21 protein-coding genes are annotated in these 18,422 nt (G+C 67.4%); 6 read left to right on the top strand and 15 right to left on the bottom strand.

The window, feature by feature from the left end:
• Positions 1-47 precede the first annotated feature (47 nt).
• The 3 genes from PFX98_RS07620 to PFX98_RS07630 all read left to right on the top strand — a co-directional run bounded on the left by PFX98_RS07620 (position 48) and on the right by PFX98_RS07630 (position 2,359).
• Positions 48-668, top strand: a complete 621-nt coding sequence (locus tag PFX98_RS07620) for a LysE family translocator (RefSeq protein WP_285234587.1) — start codon at positions 48-50, stop codon at positions 666-668.
• A gap of 49 nt (positions 669-717) precedes the next feature.
• Positions 718-1,443 (top strand): YebC/PmpR family DNA-binding transcriptional regulator, encoded by a 726-nt coding sequence (locus PFX98_RS07625; protein WP_285234588.1) that lies wholly within the window; start codon positions 718-720, stop codon positions 1,441-1,443.
• A gap of 118 nt (positions 1,444-1,561) precedes the next feature.
• Positions 1,562-2,359 (top strand): type IV pili methyl-accepting chemotaxis transducer N-terminal domain-containing protein, encoded by a 798-nt coding sequence (locus tag PFX98_RS07630; protein ID WP_285234589.1) that lies wholly within the window; start codon positions 1,562-1,564, stop codon positions 2,357-2,359.
• Positions 2,360-2,404: 45 nt separating this feature from the next.
• Here PFX98_RS07630 and PFX98_RS07635 read toward each other — a convergent pair whose 3' ends face one another.
• The 8 genes from PFX98_RS07635 to PFX98_RS07670 form a co-directional block, all read right to left on the bottom strand.
• Positions 2,405-2,710 (bottom strand): NIPSNAP family protein, encoded by a 306-nt coding sequence (locus PFX98_RS07635; protein ID WP_285234590.1) that lies wholly within the window; start codon positions 2,708-2,710, stop codon positions 2,405-2,407.
• A gap of 36 nt (positions 2,711-2,746) precedes the next feature.
• The gene (locus PFX98_RS07640) at positions 2,747-3,184 is read right to left on the bottom strand and encodes a YciI family protein (RefSeq protein ID WP_285234591.1); all 438 of its coding nucleotides are present in this window, start codon (positions 3,182-3,184) and stop codon (positions 2,747-2,749) included.
• Between the two features lie 68 nt (positions 3,185-3,252).
• Entirely contained in the window at positions 3,253-3,735 is a 483-nt protein-coding gene (locus tag PFX98_RS07645) for a hypothetical protein (RefSeq protein ID WP_285234592.1), read from the bottom strand.
• A 285-nt stretch (positions 3,736-4,020) separates the two neighbouring features.
• The gene (locus tag PFX98_RS07650) at positions 4,021-4,533 is read right to left on the bottom strand and encodes a hypothetical protein (protein ID WP_285234593.1); all 513 of its coding nucleotides are present in this window, start codon (positions 4,531-4,533) and stop codon (positions 4,021-4,023) included.
• Positions 4,534-4,673: 140 nt separating this feature from the next.
• Positions 4,674-5,075: a hypothetical protein gene (locus tag PFX98_RS07655; protein WP_285234594.1), complete on the bottom strand. Its 402-nt coding sequence runs from the start codon at positions 5,073-5,075 to the stop codon at positions 4,674-4,676.
• Between the two features lie 306 nt (positions 5,076-5,381).
• Positions 5,382-6,308 (bottom strand): alpha/beta hydrolase family protein, encoded by a 927-nt coding sequence (locus PFX98_RS07660; protein WP_285234595.1) that lies wholly within the window; start codon positions 6,306-6,308, stop codon positions 5,382-5,384.
• Positions 6,309-6,328: 20 nt separating this feature from the next.
• Positions 6,329-7,342, bottom strand: a complete 1,014-nt coding sequence (locus PFX98_RS07665) for a catalase family protein (protein WP_285234596.1) — start codon at positions 7,340-7,342, stop codon at positions 6,329-6,331.
• Between the two features lie 38 nt (positions 7,343-7,380).
• Complete coding sequence (locus tag PFX98_RS07670) at positions 7,381-8,277, bottom strand: helix-turn-helix transcriptional regulator (protein WP_285234597.1); 897 nt, start codon at positions 8,275-8,277, stop codon at positions 7,381-7,383.
• Between the two features lie 104 nt (positions 8,278-8,381).
• Here PFX98_RS07670 and PFX98_RS07675 point away from each other — a divergent pair, with 104 nt between their 5' ends.
• Positions 8,382-9,305, top strand: a complete 924-nt coding sequence (locus PFX98_RS07675; protein ID WP_285234598.1) for a DMT family transporter — start codon at positions 8,382-8,384, stop codon at positions 9,303-9,305.
• On the opposite strand, the gene mnmH is transcribed toward PFX98_RS07675, so the two are convergent.
• From mnmH to PFX98_RS07705, 6 genes are read right to left on the bottom strand one after another with little or no spacing between them, the layout of a single operon-like run.
• Entirely contained in the window at positions 9,239-10,285 is a 1,047-nt protein-coding gene (gene mnmH / locus PFX98_RS07680) for a tRNA 2-selenouridine(34) synthase MnmH (protein WP_285234599.1), read from the bottom strand. The genes PFX98_RS07675 and mnmH overlap by 67 nt on opposite strands.
• Positions 10,286-10,338: 53 nt before the next feature.
• Complete coding sequence (locus PFX98_RS07685) at positions 10,339-11,328, bottom strand: branched-chain amino acid ABC transporter permease (RefSeq protein ID WP_285234600.1); 990 nt, start codon at positions 11,326-11,328, stop codon at positions 10,339-10,341.
• Positions 11,325-12,212, bottom strand: a complete 888-nt coding sequence (locus tag PFX98_RS07690; RefSeq protein ID WP_285234601.1) for a branched-chain amino acid ABC transporter permease — start codon at positions 12,210-12,212, stop codon at positions 11,325-11,327. Before PFX98_RS07690 ends, PFX98_RS07685 begins: the two co-directional genes overlap by 4 nt.
• A 29-nt stretch (positions 12,213-12,241) precedes the next feature.
• A complete protein-coding gene (locus PFX98_RS07695; protein ID WP_285234602.1) occupies positions 12,242-13,450 on the bottom strand; it encodes an ABC transporter substrate-binding protein in 1,209 nt (402 codons plus the stop codon).
• A gap of 36 nt (positions 13,451-13,486) precedes the next feature.
• On the bottom strand, positions 13,487-14,200 hold the full coding sequence (locus PFX98_RS07700) for an ABC transporter ATP-binding protein (RefSeq protein ID WP_285234603.1): 714 nt from the start codon (positions 14,198-14,200) through the stop codon (positions 13,487-13,489).
• 2 nt (positions 14,201-14,202) lie between these two features.
• A complete protein-coding gene (locus tag PFX98_RS07705) occupies positions 14,203-14,973 on the bottom strand; it encodes an ABC transporter ATP-binding protein (RefSeq protein ID WP_285234604.1) in 771 nt (256 codons plus the stop codon).
• 248 nt (positions 14,974-15,221) lie between these two features.
• On the opposite strand from PFX98_RS07705, the gene PFX98_RS07710 reads away from it, so the two are divergent.
• On the top strand, positions 15,222-16,169 hold the full coding sequence (locus PFX98_RS07710; RefSeq protein ID WP_285234605.1) for an MBL fold metallo-hydrolase: 948 nt from the start codon (positions 15,222-15,224) through the stop codon (positions 16,167-16,169).
• Between the two features lie 49 nt (positions 16,170-16,218).
• Entirely contained in the window at positions 16,219-17,862 is a 1,644-nt protein-coding gene (locus PFX98_RS07715) for a response regulator (protein WP_285234606.1), read from the top strand.
• Here the strand turns inward: PFX98_RS07715 and PFX98_RS07720 are convergent.
• Entirely contained in the window at positions 17,859-18,389 is a 531-nt protein-coding gene (locus PFX98_RS07720; RefSeq protein WP_285234607.1) for a GNAT family N-acetyltransferase, read from the bottom strand. The genes PFX98_RS07715 and PFX98_RS07720 overlap by 4 nt on opposite strands.
• Positions 18,390-18,422: the final 33 nt, after the last annotated feature.

The following is an 18,422-nucleotide window of genomic DNA, read 5'->3' on the forward strand; positions in this document are numbered from 1 at the left end:
TGAGGCATCAGACTGTAGACATTCCCGCCAGCCTGCTTTTTGTCACCATGATGGATCTGCCCACCCTGCTCGCCGTGGCCGCGTTTGCCACCGTCACCTCCATCACGCCCGGCCCCAACAACATGATGCTGCTGGCCTCCGGCGTGAACCATGGCTTCAAGGCCAGCACGCCGCATATGCTGGGCATCAGCATCGGCTTCATGGTGCTGCTGGCCGCCACCGGCCTGGGCCTGGGCGCGCTGCTGCTGCAATGGCCCCGGGTGGGCCTGGCGATGAAGGCCGTGGGCATCGCCTATCTGGTCTGGCTGGCCTGGCGCCTCTGGCGTGCCGAGGCGCCGCGTGCCGGCGTGGACGCTGAAGCATCGGCAGTGGCCGCCGGGCCGCGCATGGGCTTCTGGGCCGCGGCCGGCTTCCAGTGGGTCAACCCCAAGGCCTGGATGATGGCCATCGGGGCGGTGGCGGGTTTTCTGGCACCCGGCGAGGGGGCGCTGGCGGCCTGCCTGCTGGCGCTGGTGTGCGCGCTGGTGAACTTCCCATGCATCGCCGTCTGGACCTATGCCGGCGCCCGGCTGAGCCGCCAACTGGCCGAGCCGGCCAAGCGCCGCGCCTTCAACACCACCATGGCCGTGCTGCTGTTGGCGAGCATTTGGCCCATGCTCAAGGCTTGAGGGTGTATAACCCTGCGCCATCAAGAAACCGGAGTTTAGGAAGAAAAACATGGGCGCACAGTGGAAGGCCAAACACAAGGACATCGCGGCCAATGCCAAGGGCCGCATGTTCACCAAGCTGTCCAAGGAAATCATGCTGGCGGCGCGCAATGGCGCCGACCCCGACATGAATGCGCGGCTGCGCATGGTGGTGGAGCAGGCCAAGAAGGCCTCGATGCCGCGCGAGACGCTGGAGCGCGCCATCAAGAAGGGCGCCGGCCTGCTGGGCGACGCGGTGAACTTCGAGCGCGTCACCTACGAGGGCTTTGCGCCGCACCGCGTGGCGGTGATCGTCGAATGCCTGACCGACAACGTGAACCGCACCGCGCCCGAGATGCGCGTGCTGTTCCGCAAGGGCCAGCTGGGCGTGAGCGGCTCGGTGAGCTGGGATTTCGACCATGTGGGCATCATCGAGGCCAGCCCCACCCGGCCCGATGCCGACGCCGAGCTGGCCGCCATCGAGGCGGGCGCGCAGGACTTCGAGCTGCTGGAAGCGGATGAAGCAGAGAGCGGCGAGGGCGGCGGTGCGCAGTTCTATACCGATGCGGCCGACCTCGACCTGGTCTGCCGCGCGCTGCCGGCGCAGGGCTTCAACGTCAACTCGGCCAAGCTGGGCTACCGGCCCAAGAACCCGGTGACGCTGGGCGCGGCCGAGCTGGAAGAAGTGGAAGCCTTCCTCGCTGCCATCGACGCCAACGACGATGTGCAGGAGGTCTACGTGGCCCTGGCGGGCTGAGGCCCGGATTGCGCGAACCCAAACCACATCAAGGTCAGCGCCGCCCGGATCACCGATATTGCGAAATTGGCTTGCTTGCGATTTGCAAGGCCTGTTGCGCAAACACCGGGGAGATCCCATGCCCATTGCCCGCCGTTCCCTCCTAACCGTCGTCCTGCTGCCCGCGTTGTTGGGCGCGAAGCCGGCCCTGGCCCAGGTCAAGGATCTGAACGACGCCATCAACAAGGCCGGCCGCCAGCGCATGTTGAGCCAGCGCTGCGCCAGCGCCTGGCTGGCCCTGGGCCAGGGGGTTCGGACCGAGCAGGCCGAAAAGGTGCTGGCCGAATCGATGGCGCAGTTCGACCGCGCGTTGGTCGAGCTGCGCGCCTTTGCCAGCGCCAGCGGCCCGCGCGCCGTCTACGCCGAACTGGACGCGGGCTGGAGCGCCTACAAGCTCACCCTGGTCGGTCAGGCCCCCCGCAAGGCTGCCGCGGACGCGCTGCTGGCCGCCGGCGACAAGGTGCTGGCCCTGGCCCATCAGGGCACCGAACAGCTGGAGCAGCTCTCAGGCAAGCAGACGGTCGGCCGCCTGGTCAACCTGGCGGGGCGCCAGCGCATGCTCAGCCAGCGCATGGCGGCCAGCTATCTCGCCGCCAGCTGGGGCGTTGCCCATGCCGATGCGCAGGTCAGGGTGCTGGCCCAGGCCCAGCAGGAATTCCAGGCCGCGCATGCCCAGCTCAAGGCGGCCACCGACAACAACGCCGCCATCCGGCAGGGCCTGGAACTGGTGGAGCAGCAGTACGCCTTCTTCAGCGCCGCGCTACGCGGCCTGCGCCCGGCCCAGGCCGACGCGCGCGCGCAGGGCGAGGTGTTCACGGCCAGCGAGCGCATCCTGCAGGTGATGGACGGCGTGACGGGGCAATACGCCCGGCTCTGAGCGGGCGCTGCCGGCGCTACCGAAACGAGACGGCCGCTTTCTGACTCACTCGAACACCGGCCGGAAGAAGCTGCGCTCGTAGCTGAGGAAGCAACGCGTTTGCTCCGCATACCTGAAGGCGGCCTGGCATTCGGGGTCGCCGAAGGACTTGTTGCGGTAGTCCTCGTAGGCCGCGAGCGAGGGGAAAGAGAACGAGGCCAGCGCGATATTGCTGGCGCCCTCCGAGGGCAGCAGATAGCCGTGGTGGATGCCGCCAAACTTGCGCACGAGCGGAATCCAGAGCTTGCCGTAATGCTCGAACTCCTTGATCTTGCTCGGATCGAGGACGTAGCGGAGATGGCAGGTGATCATGGGCTGGATGCCTTTCTTTCTTTCTGTCTTCTTTCGTTAAGGCCTTGAACGCCAGACCGCTGCGCTCCACGTCGGCGCCGCCGCGTCGATGAGCTTGAGGATCTCGGGCGGCAGGTCGGCCGCACCGGTGAGCTGGCGAACCTCCAGGATATCGTCCGAGCCGAAACCGGACGGCGCGCGCAGCGCCCATTGGATCGCCTCGTCCAGCGAGCCCACCTCGATGAGGTAGAAGCCGCCGACCAGCTCCTTCGACTCCGCGAAGGGCCCATCCACCACATAGCGCCTGCCATCGGCTACCGCGATGCGGGCGCCCGGCGCAGCGGGGTTGAGGCCCTCGGAGGCGACCAGAACGCCGGCACTGTGCATCTCCTCGTTGAAGCGCATATAGGCCTTGAAGAGTTCCGCGTCGAAGCCCGCGGGCTGCTCGGCCGTCTTCGTGTCCGCACTTGCCTGTGCCGTGATGATGAATCGCATGGCCTTTTCTCCTGATGTGGGTGGATCCCGATAAGGCGACGACGAAGCAGTGCCAGACAAATCGACAGCTAGCGCAAACGGCTGAAGTAGTTGGTGCGCATGAAGGGGCGGCCGTCATCGCCGAAGTTGGCCGCGGTCTCGATCATGGACTTTCGATCGGCGGCCACCGTGTAGACGCGCGTCGACCCCGGCACCCCGCTTCTGGCCAGCTGCATGATCAGCACGCCAGGCGCTGGCATCGCTGCGGCGGCCGTGTCGGCTTCGAGGTTGCCCTTGACGGCCACGGGGCTGCCATTGAGTTCGGCCACGCTCTCGGCGTAGCTGATGGCGCCGGCAGCGTCCACCACCTCGACCCTGGTCGCCAGGCGGCCGCCTGCCGCTTCCGCAAACGTGAGCGTGACACTTCGCGGGCGCACTTCGGCGGGGATGGGCAGGCGCGAGACATCGACCGCCCACTGGCCAGCCAGCGTCGATATGGCCGATGGCTCGGCATGCGCGGCATGTGCCTGGGCAAGCATGAGGGCGATCAAGATGGCGGGCAGTAGTTTCATGTGACGTTGACCGGCTGTGAGGAAGGGAGTACGAGCTTGGATGCGAGGCGGATCGAGCGGCGGTTCGGGCTCACGTTCGCCGCGGGTGGCGACGCATGCAAAAAGGCCGTTTCTAGAGTGGCAGTTTGTTCTCTGGTCAGTCCTTCAAACGTCGGCGTGTGCAACAGCGATCAACCAGGGTCAGGTCTTGATGAGAATAAATTCAATGCGACGGTCTTGACGCAGCGGGAAGTCCCTGTAATTGGTCGGGCCGCACTTTATGGGCCGCAAACTGATTGCTCACGTTCACTTCCGAATCGGTTTGACATCACCATGGATCCGGCCGGCCAATTGCGCGGACATGCCCATCATGAAGCTGAAGAATTCGTTCACTACGAAAGAGTCCGCGATGTCTATTGCGTCAGTATGTGAATCCCAGGACACACCTGCAAATGGGTGAAAGGCCTCAAATGCCTTTCGCCTCCTTCTGAATTCGGCGCGCTGGCCAAGTTTGGCGTGAGCGACCGAGTCTCGTATGTGCTCGTACGCCTCGAACTCTTGCAACTCAAGTTCAGTCATCCATTCTTTAAAGTCCGGCGGAAGGTGTGCTTCCCAGATGGCGAACAGATACAGAAGTAAAGATCCCTTGAGCAACGCTCTCGTCCGTTGCGATGCTTGAGGTAATGACGATGGATCCGCCAACGCCTCAATTCTCTGAACGATTAACGACTCGCTAGATTCAAGCCAACCAAGCTCTTCCGCGGTCGCTCGCAGGAGCTCCGGAGTGAGGTCAAGAGTTTTTTGGACTGATGGCACCATCTCGTCAGCGGCCTAGCGTTGAAGCTAATCGTCCCGCAACGGCATGATGCCGGAGGGCCAGAATGGAATTCGACCCGAAAGCAGCATGCCGTTGCGGGTCCGGTTTAGCGGGAGGTTAGGCCTCAATTGCACAACTTCTCTCACTTGTTTGGAATCGACGTGGCTAGATACTCCTCTACCTTGCCGCAAACGCGCGTCGTCCAGGCCTCTACTTCCTTGCCATCCGCAACTGTCGCCCTAACCTCAAGAAGTTCGGCCATGGGACACGGAGACTTGCTCACTACCTTTGGGAGGGTTAGCAGCAGCATATGCACCCGTTGAATATTGGCGGGCAGTTTCGACTGTGCTAACACTGAAATGCTTTGCTCGGTCCAGTTCGCCTTGATATAGGCAAATGGGTCCTCCTGCGAAGCGACATTTGCCGTGGCGGACCTCTCCTGTTTGGCAGGACCGTTGCTGGCACTCTCGGTCTTCGGGGTAGTCTGGCATGCGCTGAGACTGAGGCACAGAAGGCTGAGTGCAAATGAGAGCTTGATGGGCATGTTTTGCTGCGGTGGTAGTGTGAATAGGGTGAGCGATCTTGAGGCCCAACTAGGTTCCAGGGCGCAGTTTTTCTGCATCACACGGTCGCGCTCCCTGCCATCGGCCGTGTGCCTGAGCCGCACCGCGCGCCCCTATTTGGTTTCCATGGCTCGCCCGCCAATCCACGCCTCAATCTCAATATCAGCCCGGCGAATACGGCACCCCGCAAGTTTCGCTGCTGACGCCGATGGCCGCCTCAGGGTATGCGCGTGCCCGAGGCGTTATGGCGATGGGGTGATCTGGAGGCGCATGGGCGCTGACGATCGTCAGCGCCCATGCGGCGTCAGGTCGGGCAGCGGGGCGCGGTCGCGTACGTAGCGGTCCAGCCAGTCGCGCGCGGCGAGGTTGTAGTCGTCGGGGCGTTCGCTGAAGGTGTGGTCGGCGCCCTCGACGATCAAGAGCCGGAACGGCCGCTGGCTGGCGAACAGGGCCTGGGCCATGTCCATCGAGTCGCGCGGGTTGACGCGCTTGTCGGCGCTGCCGTGCATCAGCAGCATGGGCACGTTCTTCGGCAGGCGCTCGACGAAGCGCAGCGCCGAGCGCTCGGCGATGGCCTTGCTGCGCTGCGTGGCCCATTGCGGCACCAGCTCGGCCGCGACCTCGCTTTCCATCTCGGGCCGCTCGCGGATCCAGCGGGCCAGGTCGGTCGGCCCCGCGCCGACGATGGCGGCGCGGATGCGGTCGCTGCGGGTGAGCGCCAGATAGGTCATCATGCCGCCGCGCGAGTGCCCCCACATGCCGATGCGCGCCTGGTCGGCAAAGGGCAGCTGGTCGAACACGCGCAGCCCGTTCAGCACATCGTTGACATCGGCGCCGCCGAATTCCTCGCGGCCCTCCGAGCCCGGCGCGCCCCGGTAGTTGGAGGCGAACAGCACATAGCCCCAGCTCGCCAGGCGCGCGGCCCGCGCGAGGAAGAAGGCGGGCGTGATGGCGCCGAATTCGCGGTTGCCGCCGCGGTTCCAGATCACGCAGGGCAGCCGGGCCGGCCCGGCGGGCGCGGACTTGGGATAGGACAGAAAGCCGGCGATGCGCAGCCCGTCCGACTCGTAGATGATCTGCTCGGCCACATAGGGCGCGTCCGCGGGCACGGCCATGGTCGTGCGCGCGAGGATGTCGCCATCCGCGGCCCGGGCGGCGCCGGCCAGCGCGAGCAGCAGGGCGGCCAAGAGAACAAAGCTGGATGAGCGGCGCATGGGGGCGGCAGACTGTTGGTCTATGCCGCGCCGCGGCCCTGCTGGCTGGCGAAGTACACCACCTTGCGCGCGCGCTGCACCTCGCCCAGCGGGCGGTGTGCGGCCAGGGCCTGCCAGGGGTCGAACACGCCGGCCTCGGCCTGCTGTGCCAGCGCCTGGCCGGCCGCGGAGCCGCTGTCCTGCTGCGGCAGCAGCAGGCGCGCCACGGTGGTGTAGGGCGTGTCCCAGTTCACCGAGGCGTCCTCGATCGGCGTGTGGCTCTCGTTCACGAAGGGCTGCAGCTGCAGCTCCCAGGCCAGCTCCTGGCTGGCCAGGCGGGCGGCGAAGTCGGCGCCCCAAAAGTCAGCTGCCTTTTTCTTCGCCTTGGCGCCCGGCTTGGCGCCGCCATTGGACGCGGCCGGCACCAGGCGCACGCGCACCGCGTAGGGGCCGCAGGCGATCGGCAGCACGCTGTGCAGGGGCTCGGTGGCAAAGCCGCCGAAGGGCCGGCTCACGGTCTTGAGCATGCTGGCCAGCTGCGCCACGCCGCCCAGCGGGCCGTAGCGCTTGAAGAGGTGCTTGAGCAGCGCGCCGCCGCCATCGGCGGCCGCCTGCACGAAGGCCACGAACTCGTCGCTCCTGGGGAAGGCGAACTTCTCCTGGTTGATGAGCAAGAAGTCCTGGCTCTTGGCGGGCCCGTTGCCCAGCGCCGCCTCGCCCTGCACGCCCAGCACCTTGATGGCGAGGCCGCGGATGTCGGGGGTCTTGTCGGGCGCGTGGTCGAGGCCGCCGTTGGACAGGCGCAGCCAGGTCTCATAACGCCCCGGTGCAGCGAACAGGCCATGGCGCGCGAACTCGGGCAGATCGCCCAGCACCTCCAGCAGGCCGCGGGCGGCCGTCAGCTGCTTGCGGTGCAGGGTGCGGCCGGCGCCGTATTTGCGGGACTTGCGCGCCTGGATGGCGCGGAAGATCTCCACATAGGCGTCGAAGCGCTGGGCCTCGTCGGCGGCGATCTGTTCCTTCCAGCCTGTGCTGGGTGCGAGCGTATGAGGCATGGCGGCGGCGGTAGTTGGCTAACGCGGACGCGCCGATGCTACGCCTGAACTTGCCTGCGGTACTGGCTGGGCGTGATGCCGAGCGCGCGTTTCAGGCTGTGGCTCAGATGGCTGGGGCTGGCATAGCCGCATTGCAGCGCGATCTCGGCCAGCCCCATGCGACCATGGCGCAGCAGTTCCTGCGCGCGCCGCAGGCGCCGTTGCGCGATCCATTGCTGCACCGAGCAGCCCATGGCGACACGGAACATGCGCGCGAAATGGAATTCGGAGAGATGCGCCAGCCCGGCCAGGCGGGCCAGGCTCAGCGCCTCGCTGGGGCCGGCCAGATGCGCTTCCACATAGGCCAGCAGCTGGCGCCGCGTGGCGCTGGCGAGGCCGCCCCGGGGCCGCAGCGCCGCGCCGCGCTGTGCCGGGGTGGCGGCCTGCAGCAGCAGGCGGTCCAGCGCGGCATGGCTGAGCTCCTGCGCGCGCAGGCGCTGCAGCGGGTCGGCCCAGTCCAGCGCCGTCACCGCGTGGGCCCAGCCGGCCAGCGCGGCATCCTGGGCAAAGATGCGCGTCTGCAAGCTCATGCCGCGCGGCTCGGCGTCGAGCAGCTGCACCACGCGGTCGGCCCAGGCGCTGCCGCTCCAGTACAGGTGCACGAAGCGCTGCGGGCTGCCGATCAGCCATTGCGACTCATGCTCGGCCGGCAGCAGGCAGTGGCAGCCGGGCGAACCATGGGCGCCGGGCTGGCCCAGCAGCTCGGTCTGCCAGCCACCTTCCAGATAGACCGAGAGCGTGTGATGGCCGGGCTGCAGATAGGCGGTGCGGTCATGCGCATTGGCCCATTGCACCAGCTCCAGGCCGTCGCCCAGCGCGCCGCGGCGCTCGGCGCGGGCGCGCGAGCGGCTCAGCACCTGGTCGACGCGTTCGGGCAATAGCGGGCGAGCTGGCATGGTGCCGCCATGCTAACCAAGGCCGGCGCGCCGTGCCGGCGCGGCAGGCTGCAAAGCGCAGGATCGTGCAAGTTTCCGGCGCCTTGCCTGCCATGCTGGCGGCCATGAATGCAATTTTTCTCTACCCCCTGGTGGTGCTGATCTGGGGCACCACCTGGATCGCGCTGAAATGGCAGCTCGGCGTGGTGGCGATCCCGCTCTCGATCGCCTACCGCTTCGGCCTGGCCGCGCTGATCCTGTTTGCCTGGCTGGCCTGGCAGCGGCGCCTGCAGCCGCCGCGCGGCAAGGCCGCGCTGTGGGTGCTGGGCCAGGGCCTGTGCCTGTTCTGCTGCAACTTCGTGTGCTTTCTGCAGGCCAGCCAGACCCTGGCGAGCGGCCTGGTGGCGGTGGTGTTCTCCAGCGCCACGCTCTGGAATGCCCTGCTGGCGCGCCTCATCCACGGCCGCGTGCTGGCGCCGCGTGTGTTGGCCGGCGGCCTGCTGGGCCTGGCGGGTTTGCTGGCGCTGTTCTGGCCCGAGATCGGCCGTGCCAGCAGTGCGAGCCTGCAGGGCCTGGCCTGGGCGCTGGCCGGCACGCTGTGCTTTTCCACCGGCAATCTGCTCTCGGCCGCGCTGCAGGGCCGTGGCCTGGCGCCGGCGCAGACGAATGCCTGGGGCATGCTGGTGGGCACGCTGGTGCTGCTGAGCTACTGCCTGCTGGCCGGCGTGCCCTTCAGCTACGAGCCGGGCTGGCGCTACAGCGCCGCGCTGCTCTACCTGGCCATCCCGGGCTCGGTGATCGGCTTCACCGCCTACCTGACCCTGGTGGGTCGCCTGGGCCCGGAGCGCGCCGCCTATGCCACCGTGCTGTTCCCGGTGGTGGCGCTGAACGTCTCGGCCTGGGCCGAGGGCTATGCCTGGAGCGCGCCGGCGCTGCTGGGGCTGGCGCTGGTGATGGCGGGCAATGTGCTTGTCTTCGCGCGTCAGCCGAGCAAGCCGGCCGCCAAGGCCTCGATGGCCGGCTCGTCCAAGGCCTCGGCGGCGAGCTGACGCCGTTCGCCCCAGTGCTTGAAATTGCTGGCCTGCGAGCGCGCGTAATGCGGGTCGTAGTGCAGCTGGGTGAGCTCGGCGAACAGCGGCGCCAGTTCGCCGGCGCGCGCCCAGGCCTGCCAGCGGTTCACCACCTCATGACCATGGGTGGTGCGCAGGCGGTCGAGGATGGCGGCCAGGGCCTCGCGGTCTTCGCCCAGGTAGGCGTAGTCGCGCAGCAGAAAGGCCTGGCGCGCCGCGTCGCTGGCGGCAATCTCGATGCATGGGCTTTCGCGCAGGCGCTCCAGCAGGGCGGTGGGCAGGCTCAGCTTGCCGATCTTGCGGCTCTCGGCCTCCACGAACACCGGGCGGCCGAGGTCGAAGCCCTCGATGGCATCGGCCAGCGTGGTCTCGAAGGCTTTCTGCGAGGGCTGCGGCTGGCCGGGCAGGGCCCCCAGCATCGAGCCCTTGTGGCAGGCCAGGCCCTCCAGGTCCAGCACCTGGGCGCCCTGGCGCTGCAGCGCCTGCAGCACGCGCGTCTTGGCGCTGCCGGTGGCGCCGCACAGCACCTGCAGGGGCAGCTGCGGCGCCAGGCGGGCTAGCGACTCGATCACATGGGCGCGGTAGCGCTTGTAGCCGCCCGCCAGTTGCTGGGCATCCCAGCCCACCAGGCGCAGCCACTGCACCATGGAGCCGCTGCGCATGCCGCCGCGCCAGCAATAGATCAGCGGCTTCCAGTCGTGCGGCTTGTCCTTGAACGCGGTCTGCAGATGGCGCGCCAGATTGGCCGCCACCATCGCGCCGCCCACGCGCCGCGCCTCGAAGGCGCCCTGCTGCTTGTAGAGCGTGCCGACGACGATGCGCTCGGCATCGTCGAGCACGGGGCAGTTGATGGCGCCGGGAATGTGGTCGAGCGCGTACTCGGCGGGCGAGCGGGCGTCGATCAGGGCATCGAACTTGGGCAGGTCGGCGATCTGGGCCGGGCCGCGGGGAGGACTCATGGGCGGGATTCTGGCATGCGGGCCGGTGCGGCCCGCCGCCCATGCGGCCGGGGCTAGGAGGCGCGGGGTGCGCGCAGCTTCTCCCACAGCGCCCAGGCCTCGCCCACCACGCCGCGGCGGAAGGCCAGCACGCAGACGATGAAGATCAGGCCGGTCACCAGGCTCACCGATTCGCCCAGGCCGTTGAACCAGGCGATGCCGGTGAGGTTGGCCAGCGCCTGGCCCAGGTCGCCGATCTTGTTTTCCAGCGCGATGATGATCAGCGCGCCCACCATCGGGCCGATCATGGTGCCCATGCCGCCCACCAGGGTCATCAGGATCACCAGGCCCGAGGTGGTCCAGATCGCGTCGGTGAGGGTGGCAAAGCCCAGCACCAGGGTCTTGGTGGCGCCGGCCAGGCCGGCCAGGGTGGCCGAGAGCACGAAGGCCACCAGCTTGAAGCGATCGACGTCGTAGCCCAGCGAGATGGCGCGCGGCTCGTTCTCGCGGATCGAGGTCAGCACCTGGCCGAAGGGCGAGTGCACGGTGCGGTAGATCAGCCAGAAGGCGGCGATGAAGATCCCCAGCACCACATAGAACAGGGTCAGATCTTGCGTCAGGTCCAGGCCCAGCAGGCTGCCGCGCGGCACCGATTGCAGGCCGTCCTCGCCGCCGGTGAAGCTGGCCTGCAGGAACACGAAGAACAGCATCTGGCTCAGCGCCAGCGTGATCATCGAGAAGTAGATGCCGGCGCGCTTGATCGCCAGCAGGCCGAACAGCAGGCCCATGGCGCCGGCGCAGGCCGCGCCCAGCAGCACGCCCAGCGGCGCGGGCAGACCCCAGACCTTGAGCGCATGGCCGGCCACATAGGCGGCCGTGCCCAGGAAGGCGGCATGGCCGAAGCTCAGCAGGCCGGTGTAGCCGATCAGCAGGTTGAAGGCGCAGGCGAACAGGGCGTAGCACAGCACCTTCATGACGAAGATGGGGTACACGCCCAGCAGCGGCAGCGCCGCGATGGCGATGAACAGGGCGGCGTAGCCGGGCAGGGGGTTTCTTCCGTTCATTTCTCTTTTCCGAACAGACCCGCCGGGCGGACCAGCAAGACGATGGCCATCACCACGAACACCACGGTGTTGGAGGCCTCGGGATAGAACACCTTGGTCAGGCCCTCGATCACGCCCAGGCCCAGGCCGGTGAGGATGGAGCCGAGGATGGAGCCCATGCCGCCGATCACCACCACCGCGAACACCACGATGATGAGGTTGCTGCCCATCAGCGCCGAGACCTGCAGGATGGGCGCGGCCAGCACGCCGGCAAAGGCGGCCAGCGCCACGCCGCCGGCGTAGGTGAGGGTGATCATGCGCGGCACATTGATGCCGAAGGCCTGCACCAGCTTGGCGTTCTCGGTGCCGGCGCGCAGCGTGGCGCCCAGCGAGGTCTTCTCGATCAGGGCCCAGACCGCGATGCAGACGGTGATGGAGGCCACCACCACCCAGGCGCGGTAATTGGGCAGGATCATGAAGCCCAGGTTGGTGGCGCCCTGCAGGGCCTCGGGCACCGCGTACTGCTGGCCCGAGACGCCGTAGAAGCTGCGGAAGATGCCCTCGGTGACGAGGGTGATGCCGAAGGTCAGCAAGAGGCCATAGATATGGTCCAGCTTGTAGAGCCATTGCAGCAGCGCGCGCTCGATCACGATGCCCAGCGCGCCCACCACCAGCGGCGCCAGCAGCAGCATGGCCCAGTAGTTGATGCCCAGGTATTCCAGGCCCATCCAGGCCAGGAAGGCGCCCATCATGTAGAGCGCGCCGTGGGCGAAGTTGATGATGTTGAGCATGCCGAAGATGACCGCCAGGCCCAGCGACAGCATCGCGTAGAACGAGCCATTCACCAGGCCCAGCAGCAGCTGCCCCAGGAGGGCGGGCAGCGGTATGCCAAAGAAATCAGTCATCTCGGTTCAGCCTGCTCAAGCCTTCAACATCACTTCTTCACGGCCGGGCACTTGGAGTCGGCCAGCTTGGTAAAGGCCTCGTCGCCCGGGATGCGCGTCACGACCTTGAAGTAGTCCCAGGGTTCGGTGGACTCCTTCAGGCTCTTCACCTGCAGCAGGAACATGTCGTGCACGCCGCGGCCGTCTTCCTTGCGGATCGTGCCCTTGGTGTAGAAGTCGTTGATCGGCGTGTCCTTCATCTTGGCCAGCACCTTGTCGGCGTCGTCGCTCTTGGTGGCTTCCACGGCCTTCAGGTAGTGCATGGTGGCCGAGTAGTCGGCGGCCTGCAGCGAGGAGGGCATGCGCTTCATCTTCTCGAAGAAGCGGCGGCTCCAGGCGCGCGCTTCGGGCGTCTGGTTCCAGTACCAGCTGTCGGTCAGGTACATGCCCTCGGTGGTCTTCAGGCCCAGCGAGTGGATGTCGTTGATGAACATCAGCAGGCCGGCCAGCTTCATGGTCTTGGTGATGCCGAACTCGTTGGCCGCCTTGATGGCGTTGATGGTGTCGCCGCCGGCATTCGCCAGGCCCAGGATCTGCGCGCCCGAGCCCTGCGCCTGCAGCAGGAAGGAGCTGAAGTCGCTGGCGTTGAGCGGGTGCTTGACGGCGCCCTTGACGGTGCCGCCGCTCTTGGTGACCACCGCCGAGGTGTCGTTCTGCAGCGAGGCGCCGAAGGCATAGTCGGCGGTCAGGAAGTACCAGCTCTTGCCGCCGCCCTTGGTGACGGCCGCGCCCGTGCCATTGGCCAGCGCCACGGTGTCGTAGGCGTAGTGGATGGTGTAGGGCGTGCAATCCTCGTTGGTCATGCGCGAGGTGCCGGCGCCGATCGAGATGAAGGGGCGCTTCTTCTCGGCCGCGATCTTGGCCATGGCCAGGTTGGTGCCGGAGTTGGTGCCGCCGATCAGCAGGTCCAGGCCCTGGGTGTCGATCCACTCGCGCGCCTTGGAGGCGGCCACGTCGGCCTTGTTCTGGTGGTCGGCGAACAGCACCTCGATCTTCTTGCCGGCAACCATGCCCTTCATGTCAGCGATCGCCATCTTGATGGCCTCGACGCCGCCAGCGCCGTCGATGTCGGCATAGACGCTGGACATGTCGGTGATGATGCCGATCTTGACCACATCCCCCGAGATCTGGGCCTGGGCCGCGCCGCCGCAGGCAAGCAGGCTGGCCAGGGCGATGCGTTTGAAGCTGCTGGATTTCATGGACTGTCTCCTTCTAGGTGATCGTTGATCAATCAATCAGACACTGAGTAGCTCGTCGAGCTTGGCTTGTTTGGTGGGCAGTTCCGACGCCGGGAACGACTCCACCACCTCGCCATGCTCGATGACGACGAAATGGTCGGCCAGCGGCGCGGCGAAGCGGAAGTTCTGCTCCACCATCACGACGGTGAAGCCCTCGGCCTTGAGCGCCCTGATCATGCGCGCCAGCGCCTGCACGATCACCGGGGCCAGGCCTTCGGAGATCTCGTCGAGCAGCAGGATGTCGGCGCCCACGCGCAGGATGCGCGCCACCGCCAGCATCTGCTGCTCGCCGCCCGAGAGCCGCGTGCCCTGGCTGTGCTTGCGCTCGGCCAGATTGGGGAACATGGCGTAGATCTGCTGCTCGCTCATGGGCGTGGCGCGGCCGCCCTTCAGCAGCGGCGGCAGGCGCAGGTTCTCCTCGGTGCTGAGCGAGGCGAAGATGCCGCGCTCTTCCGGGCAGTAGCCGATGCCCAGGTGGGCGATCTTGTGGGTTGGCAGGTGGATGCTCTCCACGCCATGCACCTTGATCGAGCCCTTGCGCGCGCCGGTCAGGCCCATGATGGCGCGCAGCGTGGTGGTGCGGCCGGCGCCGTTGCGGCCCAAGAGGGTCATGACCTGACCCTTGGGCACGGCCAGGCTGATGCCGTGCAGGATGTGGCTCTCGCCGTACCAGGCGTGCAGGTTCTCTATTTGCAGCGCGATCTCGCTCATGCTCAATGCGCTCCTTGCAACTCGGCGGCTTCGCTGCCCATATAGGCTTCCAGCACCGCGGGGTGCTTGGAGACGGTGTCGTAATCGCCCTCGGCCAGCACCGCGCCGCGCGCCAGCACGGTGATGCGGTTGGCGATGCGCGAGATCACGCGCATATTGTGTTCAACCATCAGCACGGTGCGGCCCTCGGCCACGCGTTTGATGAGGTCGGTGACGCGCTCCACGTCCTCATGGCCCATGCCCTGGGTGGGCTCGTCCAGCAGCATCAGCTCGGGCTCCATGGCCATGGTGGTGGCGATCTCCAGCGCGCGCTTGCGGCCATAGGGCAGGTCGCCCGCCTTCAGCTGCGCCATCTCGCGCAGGTCCACCAGCTCCAGCAGGGCCAGCACGCGCGCGTCCAGCTGCTTCAGGCCGGTGAGGCCCTTCCAGAAGTGGAAGCTGGTGCCGGTGAAGCGCTGCAGGCCGATGCGCACGTTCTCCAGCACGGTGAGGTGCGGAAACACGGCCGAGATCTGGAACGAGCGGATCACGCCGCGGCGCGCGATCTCGGCCGGCTTCTCGCCGGTGATGTCGATGCCGTTGAAGAGGATCTTGCCGCGCGTCGGCTCGAGGAACTTGGTGAGCAGGTTGAAGCAGGTGGTCTTGCCGGCGCCGTTGGGGCCGATCAGGGCGTGGATATGGCCACGCTGGACCTGCAGGTTCACGCTGTCGACCGCCGTGAAGCCCTTGAAGTCCTTGCTGAGCCCTGTTGTCTCGAGTATCAGTTCGCTCATGAGGAAACGCTTTTCTTTTTTCTCGCTCGCTGTTCTACATGCCGCGGCAGTGCAGACCGAATGACGAATGTAGGTGGGCTCAGCCTAGCGCAGGGACGGGGCCTACCTTTACGTAGCATTGCGCAAGGGTTTGCCCGGGGTGGCCTGACACCTGGGCGACATGAATGAATCCATGAAAACCTGGGGCTGCACAAGGATGCGGCAGGATTGCTATCCTGCCCGCCACTTGCAACCCAAAGGAGATCACCATGTCCTCCATGTCTCGTCTTGCCGTGCTGGCCCTGGCGCTGGCCACCGCTGGTGTACAGGCGGCCGCGCCCCAGGTCAAGAGCCAGGCGCCCGGCTACTACCGCATGATGCTGGGAGACTTCGAGATCACCGCGCTCAACGACGGCACCCTGGACCTGCCGGTGGACAAGCTGCTGAAGGAAAACCAGCCGGGTCAGGTCTTGCGCGCCCTGCAGCATGCCTACCTGGGCACGCCGCTGGAGACCTCGGTCAACGGCTTCCTGATCAACACCGGCGGCAAGCTGGTGCTGGTGGATACCGGCACGGCCGGCGCCTGGGGGCCATCGGCGGGACGCCTGCTGGCCAATCTGAAGGCTGCGGGCTACCAGCCCGAGCAGGTGGACGAGGTCTACATCACCCATATGCACGGCGACCATGTCAGCGGGCTGATGCTGGACGGCAAGCCGGCCTTCCCGAACGCCGTGGTGCGCATGGACAAGCGCGAGGCCGACTACTGGCTCAGCGCCGAGCAGATGGCCCAGGCGCCGGCCGCCGCGCAAGGTGGCTTCAAGGGTGCGCAGGCGGCCACCAAGCCCTATGCCGAGGCAGGCCGGCTCAAACCCTTTGACGGCGCCGTCGAGCTGGTGCCGGGCGTGAGCGCCCGGCCGGCCTACGGCCACACGCCGGGCCACACCGTGTACGTGGCAGAGAGCAAGGGCCAGAAGATGGTCTTCGGCGGCGACCTCATGCATGTGGCCGCGGTGCAGTTCGCCGACCCCACGGTGACGATCAGCTTCGACAGCGATTCCAGCGCCGCCATGCCGCAGCGCCAGAAGACCTATGCTGAGGCGGCAGGCAATGGCGAGTACCTGGCCTTCACCCATGTCGCCTTCCCCGGCATCGGCCGTCTGCGGCCCGATGGCAAGGGCTACATCTGGCTGCCGGCCAACTACAGCATCAAGCCGTGAACTGAGGGGTGGAATCGGCCCTATCCTTGCGTCTGCAAGGACTTCACTCGTGGCATCCAACCCCTTTCTTTCGCCCGCGGCGCGGGCCGGCGGCCTGGAGCTTGGCCGGCTCAGCGCCCTCATCATCGACGAGAGCGAGCTGCTGCGCTCGGTGCTGAGCCGCATGCTGCGCGACCTGGGCATCCCCGCGGTGCAGGCGGCGCGCCGGCCCGAGGAGGCGCGCCGCATGATCAAGGCGGCGCTGCAGCCCTACGACATCATCCTCAGCGAGTTCCACTTCTCGCGCCAAGCGGCGCATGACCTGAGCGGGCAGGACCTGCTGGACGAGCTGCGCCAGTCCAAGGGCCTGCCGATGCAGACCGCCTTCATCATGGTGACCGACGAGGCGCGCCACCCGCAGGTGGCCGCGGCGCTGGAGGGGGCGCTGGACGACTACCTGCTCAAGCCCATCACCAGCGGCCAGTTCGAGGAGCGCCTGCGCATCGTGCTGGAGCGCAAGGCCGCGTTCAAAGAGGTGTTCCAGGCCATCGATGCGGGCGATTACGCCGGCGCGGCCGAGCGCTGCGAGCGCATGTTCCGCGAGGGCGGGCCCTACAAGGTCTACGCGGCCCGCATCGGCTCGGAGCTGTATCTGCGGCTCAAGGAACTGGAGGCCGCAAGGCGCATGCTGGAGTCGCTGCTGGCGCACAAGGCCGTGCCCTGGGCGCGCCTGGGCCTGGCCAGGATCGCGCTGGAGGGCGCCGATCCCGAGCAGGCCTGCCGCTCGCTGGAGACCCTGCTGGCCGAGAACCCGGCCTATGTCGATGCCTACGACGTCTATGGCCGGGCGCTGCTGGAGAAGATGGATTTCGAGGCCGCCGCCGAGGTGTTTGGCAAGGCGGTGCAGATCTCGCCCGGCAATGTCTCGCGCCTGCAGAAGCTGGGCTCGCTGCAGCTCTATCTGGGCGACAGCGGCGCGGCGGCCGAGCACCTGGGCGCGGCGCTGGACATCGGCGCGCATTCGCGCGCGCTCGACTACCAGGGCGTGGTGGCGCTGGCCGTGGCCAGCCTGGACGTGGGCGGCAAGCAGGGGCTGGCCGACATCGAGCGCGCGCACAAATTCCTGCAGGAGGCGCTCACCCTCCATCCCGACAGCGCGCGCCTGCGCATGCTGATGAAGGCGCTGGACGTGGTGCTGGCGCTGCAGCTGCGCCAGGCGGAGGCGGCGTCGGCCGGGCTGGCCGAGCTGGCGGCCCAGCTGGCCCGGCCCGAGTGCAGCTTCGAGATGGGCGCCTGCCTGATCCAGCTGATGGCGCGCGCCGCCGGCACCCAGGCCCTGCCCGGCGCGATGGACTGGGCGGCCCGCGCGACGCAGCGCTTCAGCGTCTCGCACCAGCGCACCCGCTTGCTGGAGCTGGCGGCGGCGCGCCTGCCGGCCATGCAGGAGCTGGTGCGCGAAAGCGCCGCGGCCATCAACGAGCAGGCGCGCGAGGCGATGGGCCATCTGGTGAACCGCCAGCCCGAGCTGACCCTGCGTGCCCTGGTAGCGCTGGCCGTGCGCAGCCTGAACGGCCGCATCATCAAGCTGGCGCAGGCCACGCTGGAGCACCATGGCCAGCACCTGAACGCCGCGCTGGCGCAGCGCCTGGGCGCCGAGATCGCGATGCTGCAGCCCGAGGTGGCGGCGCGCCCGATCGTGAACCGCCGGTCTTAGCTGGCCGAGTGCAGCGACCAGTCGTCGCGCGTGATCTGGTAGACGCTGCAATCCATCTCGTACCAGCGCTCCTCGCCCTTGTAGACCATGCCCAGGCGCTGCATCACCGTGGCCGAGGCCTTGTTCTCGTGGTGGCAGACGGCGCACAGCAGCGGCACCTGCAGCTCATCGAAGGCAAAGGCGGCCATGCGCTTGGCGGCCTCCGAGGCATAGCCCCGGTGCCAGTGCTTCGGATGCAGGCGCCAGCCGAGTTCCAGCGGGTTGGCCGGGTCGCGCGCCAGGTGCTGTACGCAGCCCATGCCGATGACTTCGCCGCTGCTGATTTCGATGAAGGCCCACCAGCCGAAGCCGAACTGGGCCCAGCGCTGCTGGATGCGCTCGATCATGGCCACGGTGTCCTCGCGGCTGTCGGGCTTGCCGGTGATGTAGCGCATCACCTCGGGCAGGCTGTTGAGGGCGTACAGGCCCTCGAGATGGGTTTCGTTGACGGGCTCGAGGCGCAGGCGGGCGGTGGTGAGGGTGCTCATCGTCGGGCTTTCAGCAGGGAAGCCCCGACTCTG

The sequence above is a fragment of the Paucibacter sediminis genome (assembly GCF_030254645.1).
GTDB classification, from domain to species: Bacteria; Pseudomonadota; Gammaproteobacteria; order Burkholderiales; family Burkholderiaceae_C; genus Paucibacter_B; species Paucibacter_B sediminis.

What these genes read in the sequence shown, in the direction of transcription:
- PFX98_RS07620 (WP_285234587.1), top strand. Translation starts at nt 48, where the DNA reads ATGATGGATCTGCCCACCCTGCTCGCCGTGGCCGCGTTTGCCACCGTC.
- PFX98_RS07625 (WP_285234588.1), top strand. Translation starts at nt 718, where the DNA reads ATGGGCGCACAGTGGAAGGCCAAACACAAGGACATCGCGGCCAATGCC.
- PFX98_RS07630 (WP_285234589.1), top strand. Translation starts at nt 1,562, where the DNA reads ATGCCCATTGCCCGCCGTTCCCTCCTAACCGTCGTCCTGCTGCCCGCG.
- PFX98_RS07635 (WP_285234590.1), bottom strand. Translation starts at nt 2,710, where the DNA reads ATGATCACCTGCCATCTCCGCTACGTCCTCGATCCGAGCAAGATCAAG.
- PFX98_RS07640 (WP_285234591.1), bottom strand. Translation starts at nt 3,184, where the DNA reads ATGCGATTCATCATCACGGCACAGGCAAGTGCGGACACGAAGACGGCC.
- PFX98_RS07645 (WP_285234592.1), bottom strand. Translation starts at nt 3,735, where the DNA reads ATGAAACTACTGCCCGCCATCTTGATCGCCCTCATGCTTGCCCAGGCA.
- PFX98_RS07650 (WP_285234593.1), bottom strand. Translation starts at nt 4,533, where the DNA reads ATGGTGCCATCAGTCCAAAAAACTCTTGACCTCACTCCGGAGCTCCTG.
- PFX98_RS07655 (WP_285234594.1), bottom strand. Translation starts at nt 5,075, where the DNA reads ATGCCCATCAAGCTCTCATTTGCACTCAGCCTTCTGTGCCTCAGTCTC.
- PFX98_RS07660 (WP_285234595.1), bottom strand. Translation starts at nt 6,308, where the DNA reads ATGCGCCGCTCATCCAGCTTTGTTCTCTTGGCCGCCCTGCTGCTCGCG.
- PFX98_RS07665 (WP_285234596.1), bottom strand. Translation starts at nt 7,342, where the DNA reads ATGCCTCATACGCTCGCACCCAGCACAGGCTGGAAGGAACAGATCGCC.
- PFX98_RS07670 (WP_285234597.1), bottom strand. Translation starts at nt 8,277, where the DNA reads ATGCCAGCTCGCCCGCTATTGCCCGAACGCGTCGACCAGGTGCTGAGC.
- PFX98_RS07675 (WP_285234598.1), top strand. Translation starts at nt 8,382, where the DNA reads ATGAATGCAATTTTTCTCTACCCCCTGGTGGTGCTGATCTGGGGCACC.
- mnmH (WP_285234599.1), bottom strand. Translation starts at nt 10,285, where the DNA reads ATGAGTCCTCCCCGCGGCCCGGCCCAGATCGCCGACCTGCCCAAGTTC.
- PFX98_RS07685 (WP_285234600.1), bottom strand. Translation starts at nt 11,328, where the DNA reads ATGAACGGAAGAAACCCCCTGCCCGGCTACGCCGCCCTGTTCATCGCC.
- PFX98_RS07690 (WP_285234601.1), bottom strand. Translation starts at nt 12,212, where the DNA reads ATGACTGATTTCTTTGGCATACCGCTGCCCGCCCTCCTGGGGCAGCTG.
- PFX98_RS07695 (WP_285234602.1), bottom strand. Translation starts at nt 13,450, where the DNA reads ATGAAATCCAGCAGCTTCAAACGCATCGCCCTGGCCAGCCTGCTTGCC.
- PFX98_RS07700 (WP_285234603.1), bottom strand. Translation starts at nt 14,200, where the DNA reads ATGAGCGAGATCGCGCTGCAAATAGAGAACCTGCACGCCTGGTACGGC.
- PFX98_RS07705 (WP_285234604.1), bottom strand. Translation starts at nt 14,973, where the DNA reads ATGAGCGAACTGATACTCGAGACAACAGGGCTCAGCAAGGACTTCAAG.
- PFX98_RS07710 (WP_285234605.1), top strand. Translation starts at nt 15,222, where the DNA reads ATGTCCTCCATGTCTCGTCTTGCCGTGCTGGCCCTGGCGCTGGCCACC.
- PFX98_RS07720 (WP_285234607.1), bottom strand. Translation starts at nt 18,389, where the DNA reads ATGAGCACCCTCACCACCGCCCGCCTGCGCCTCGAGCCCGTCAACGAA.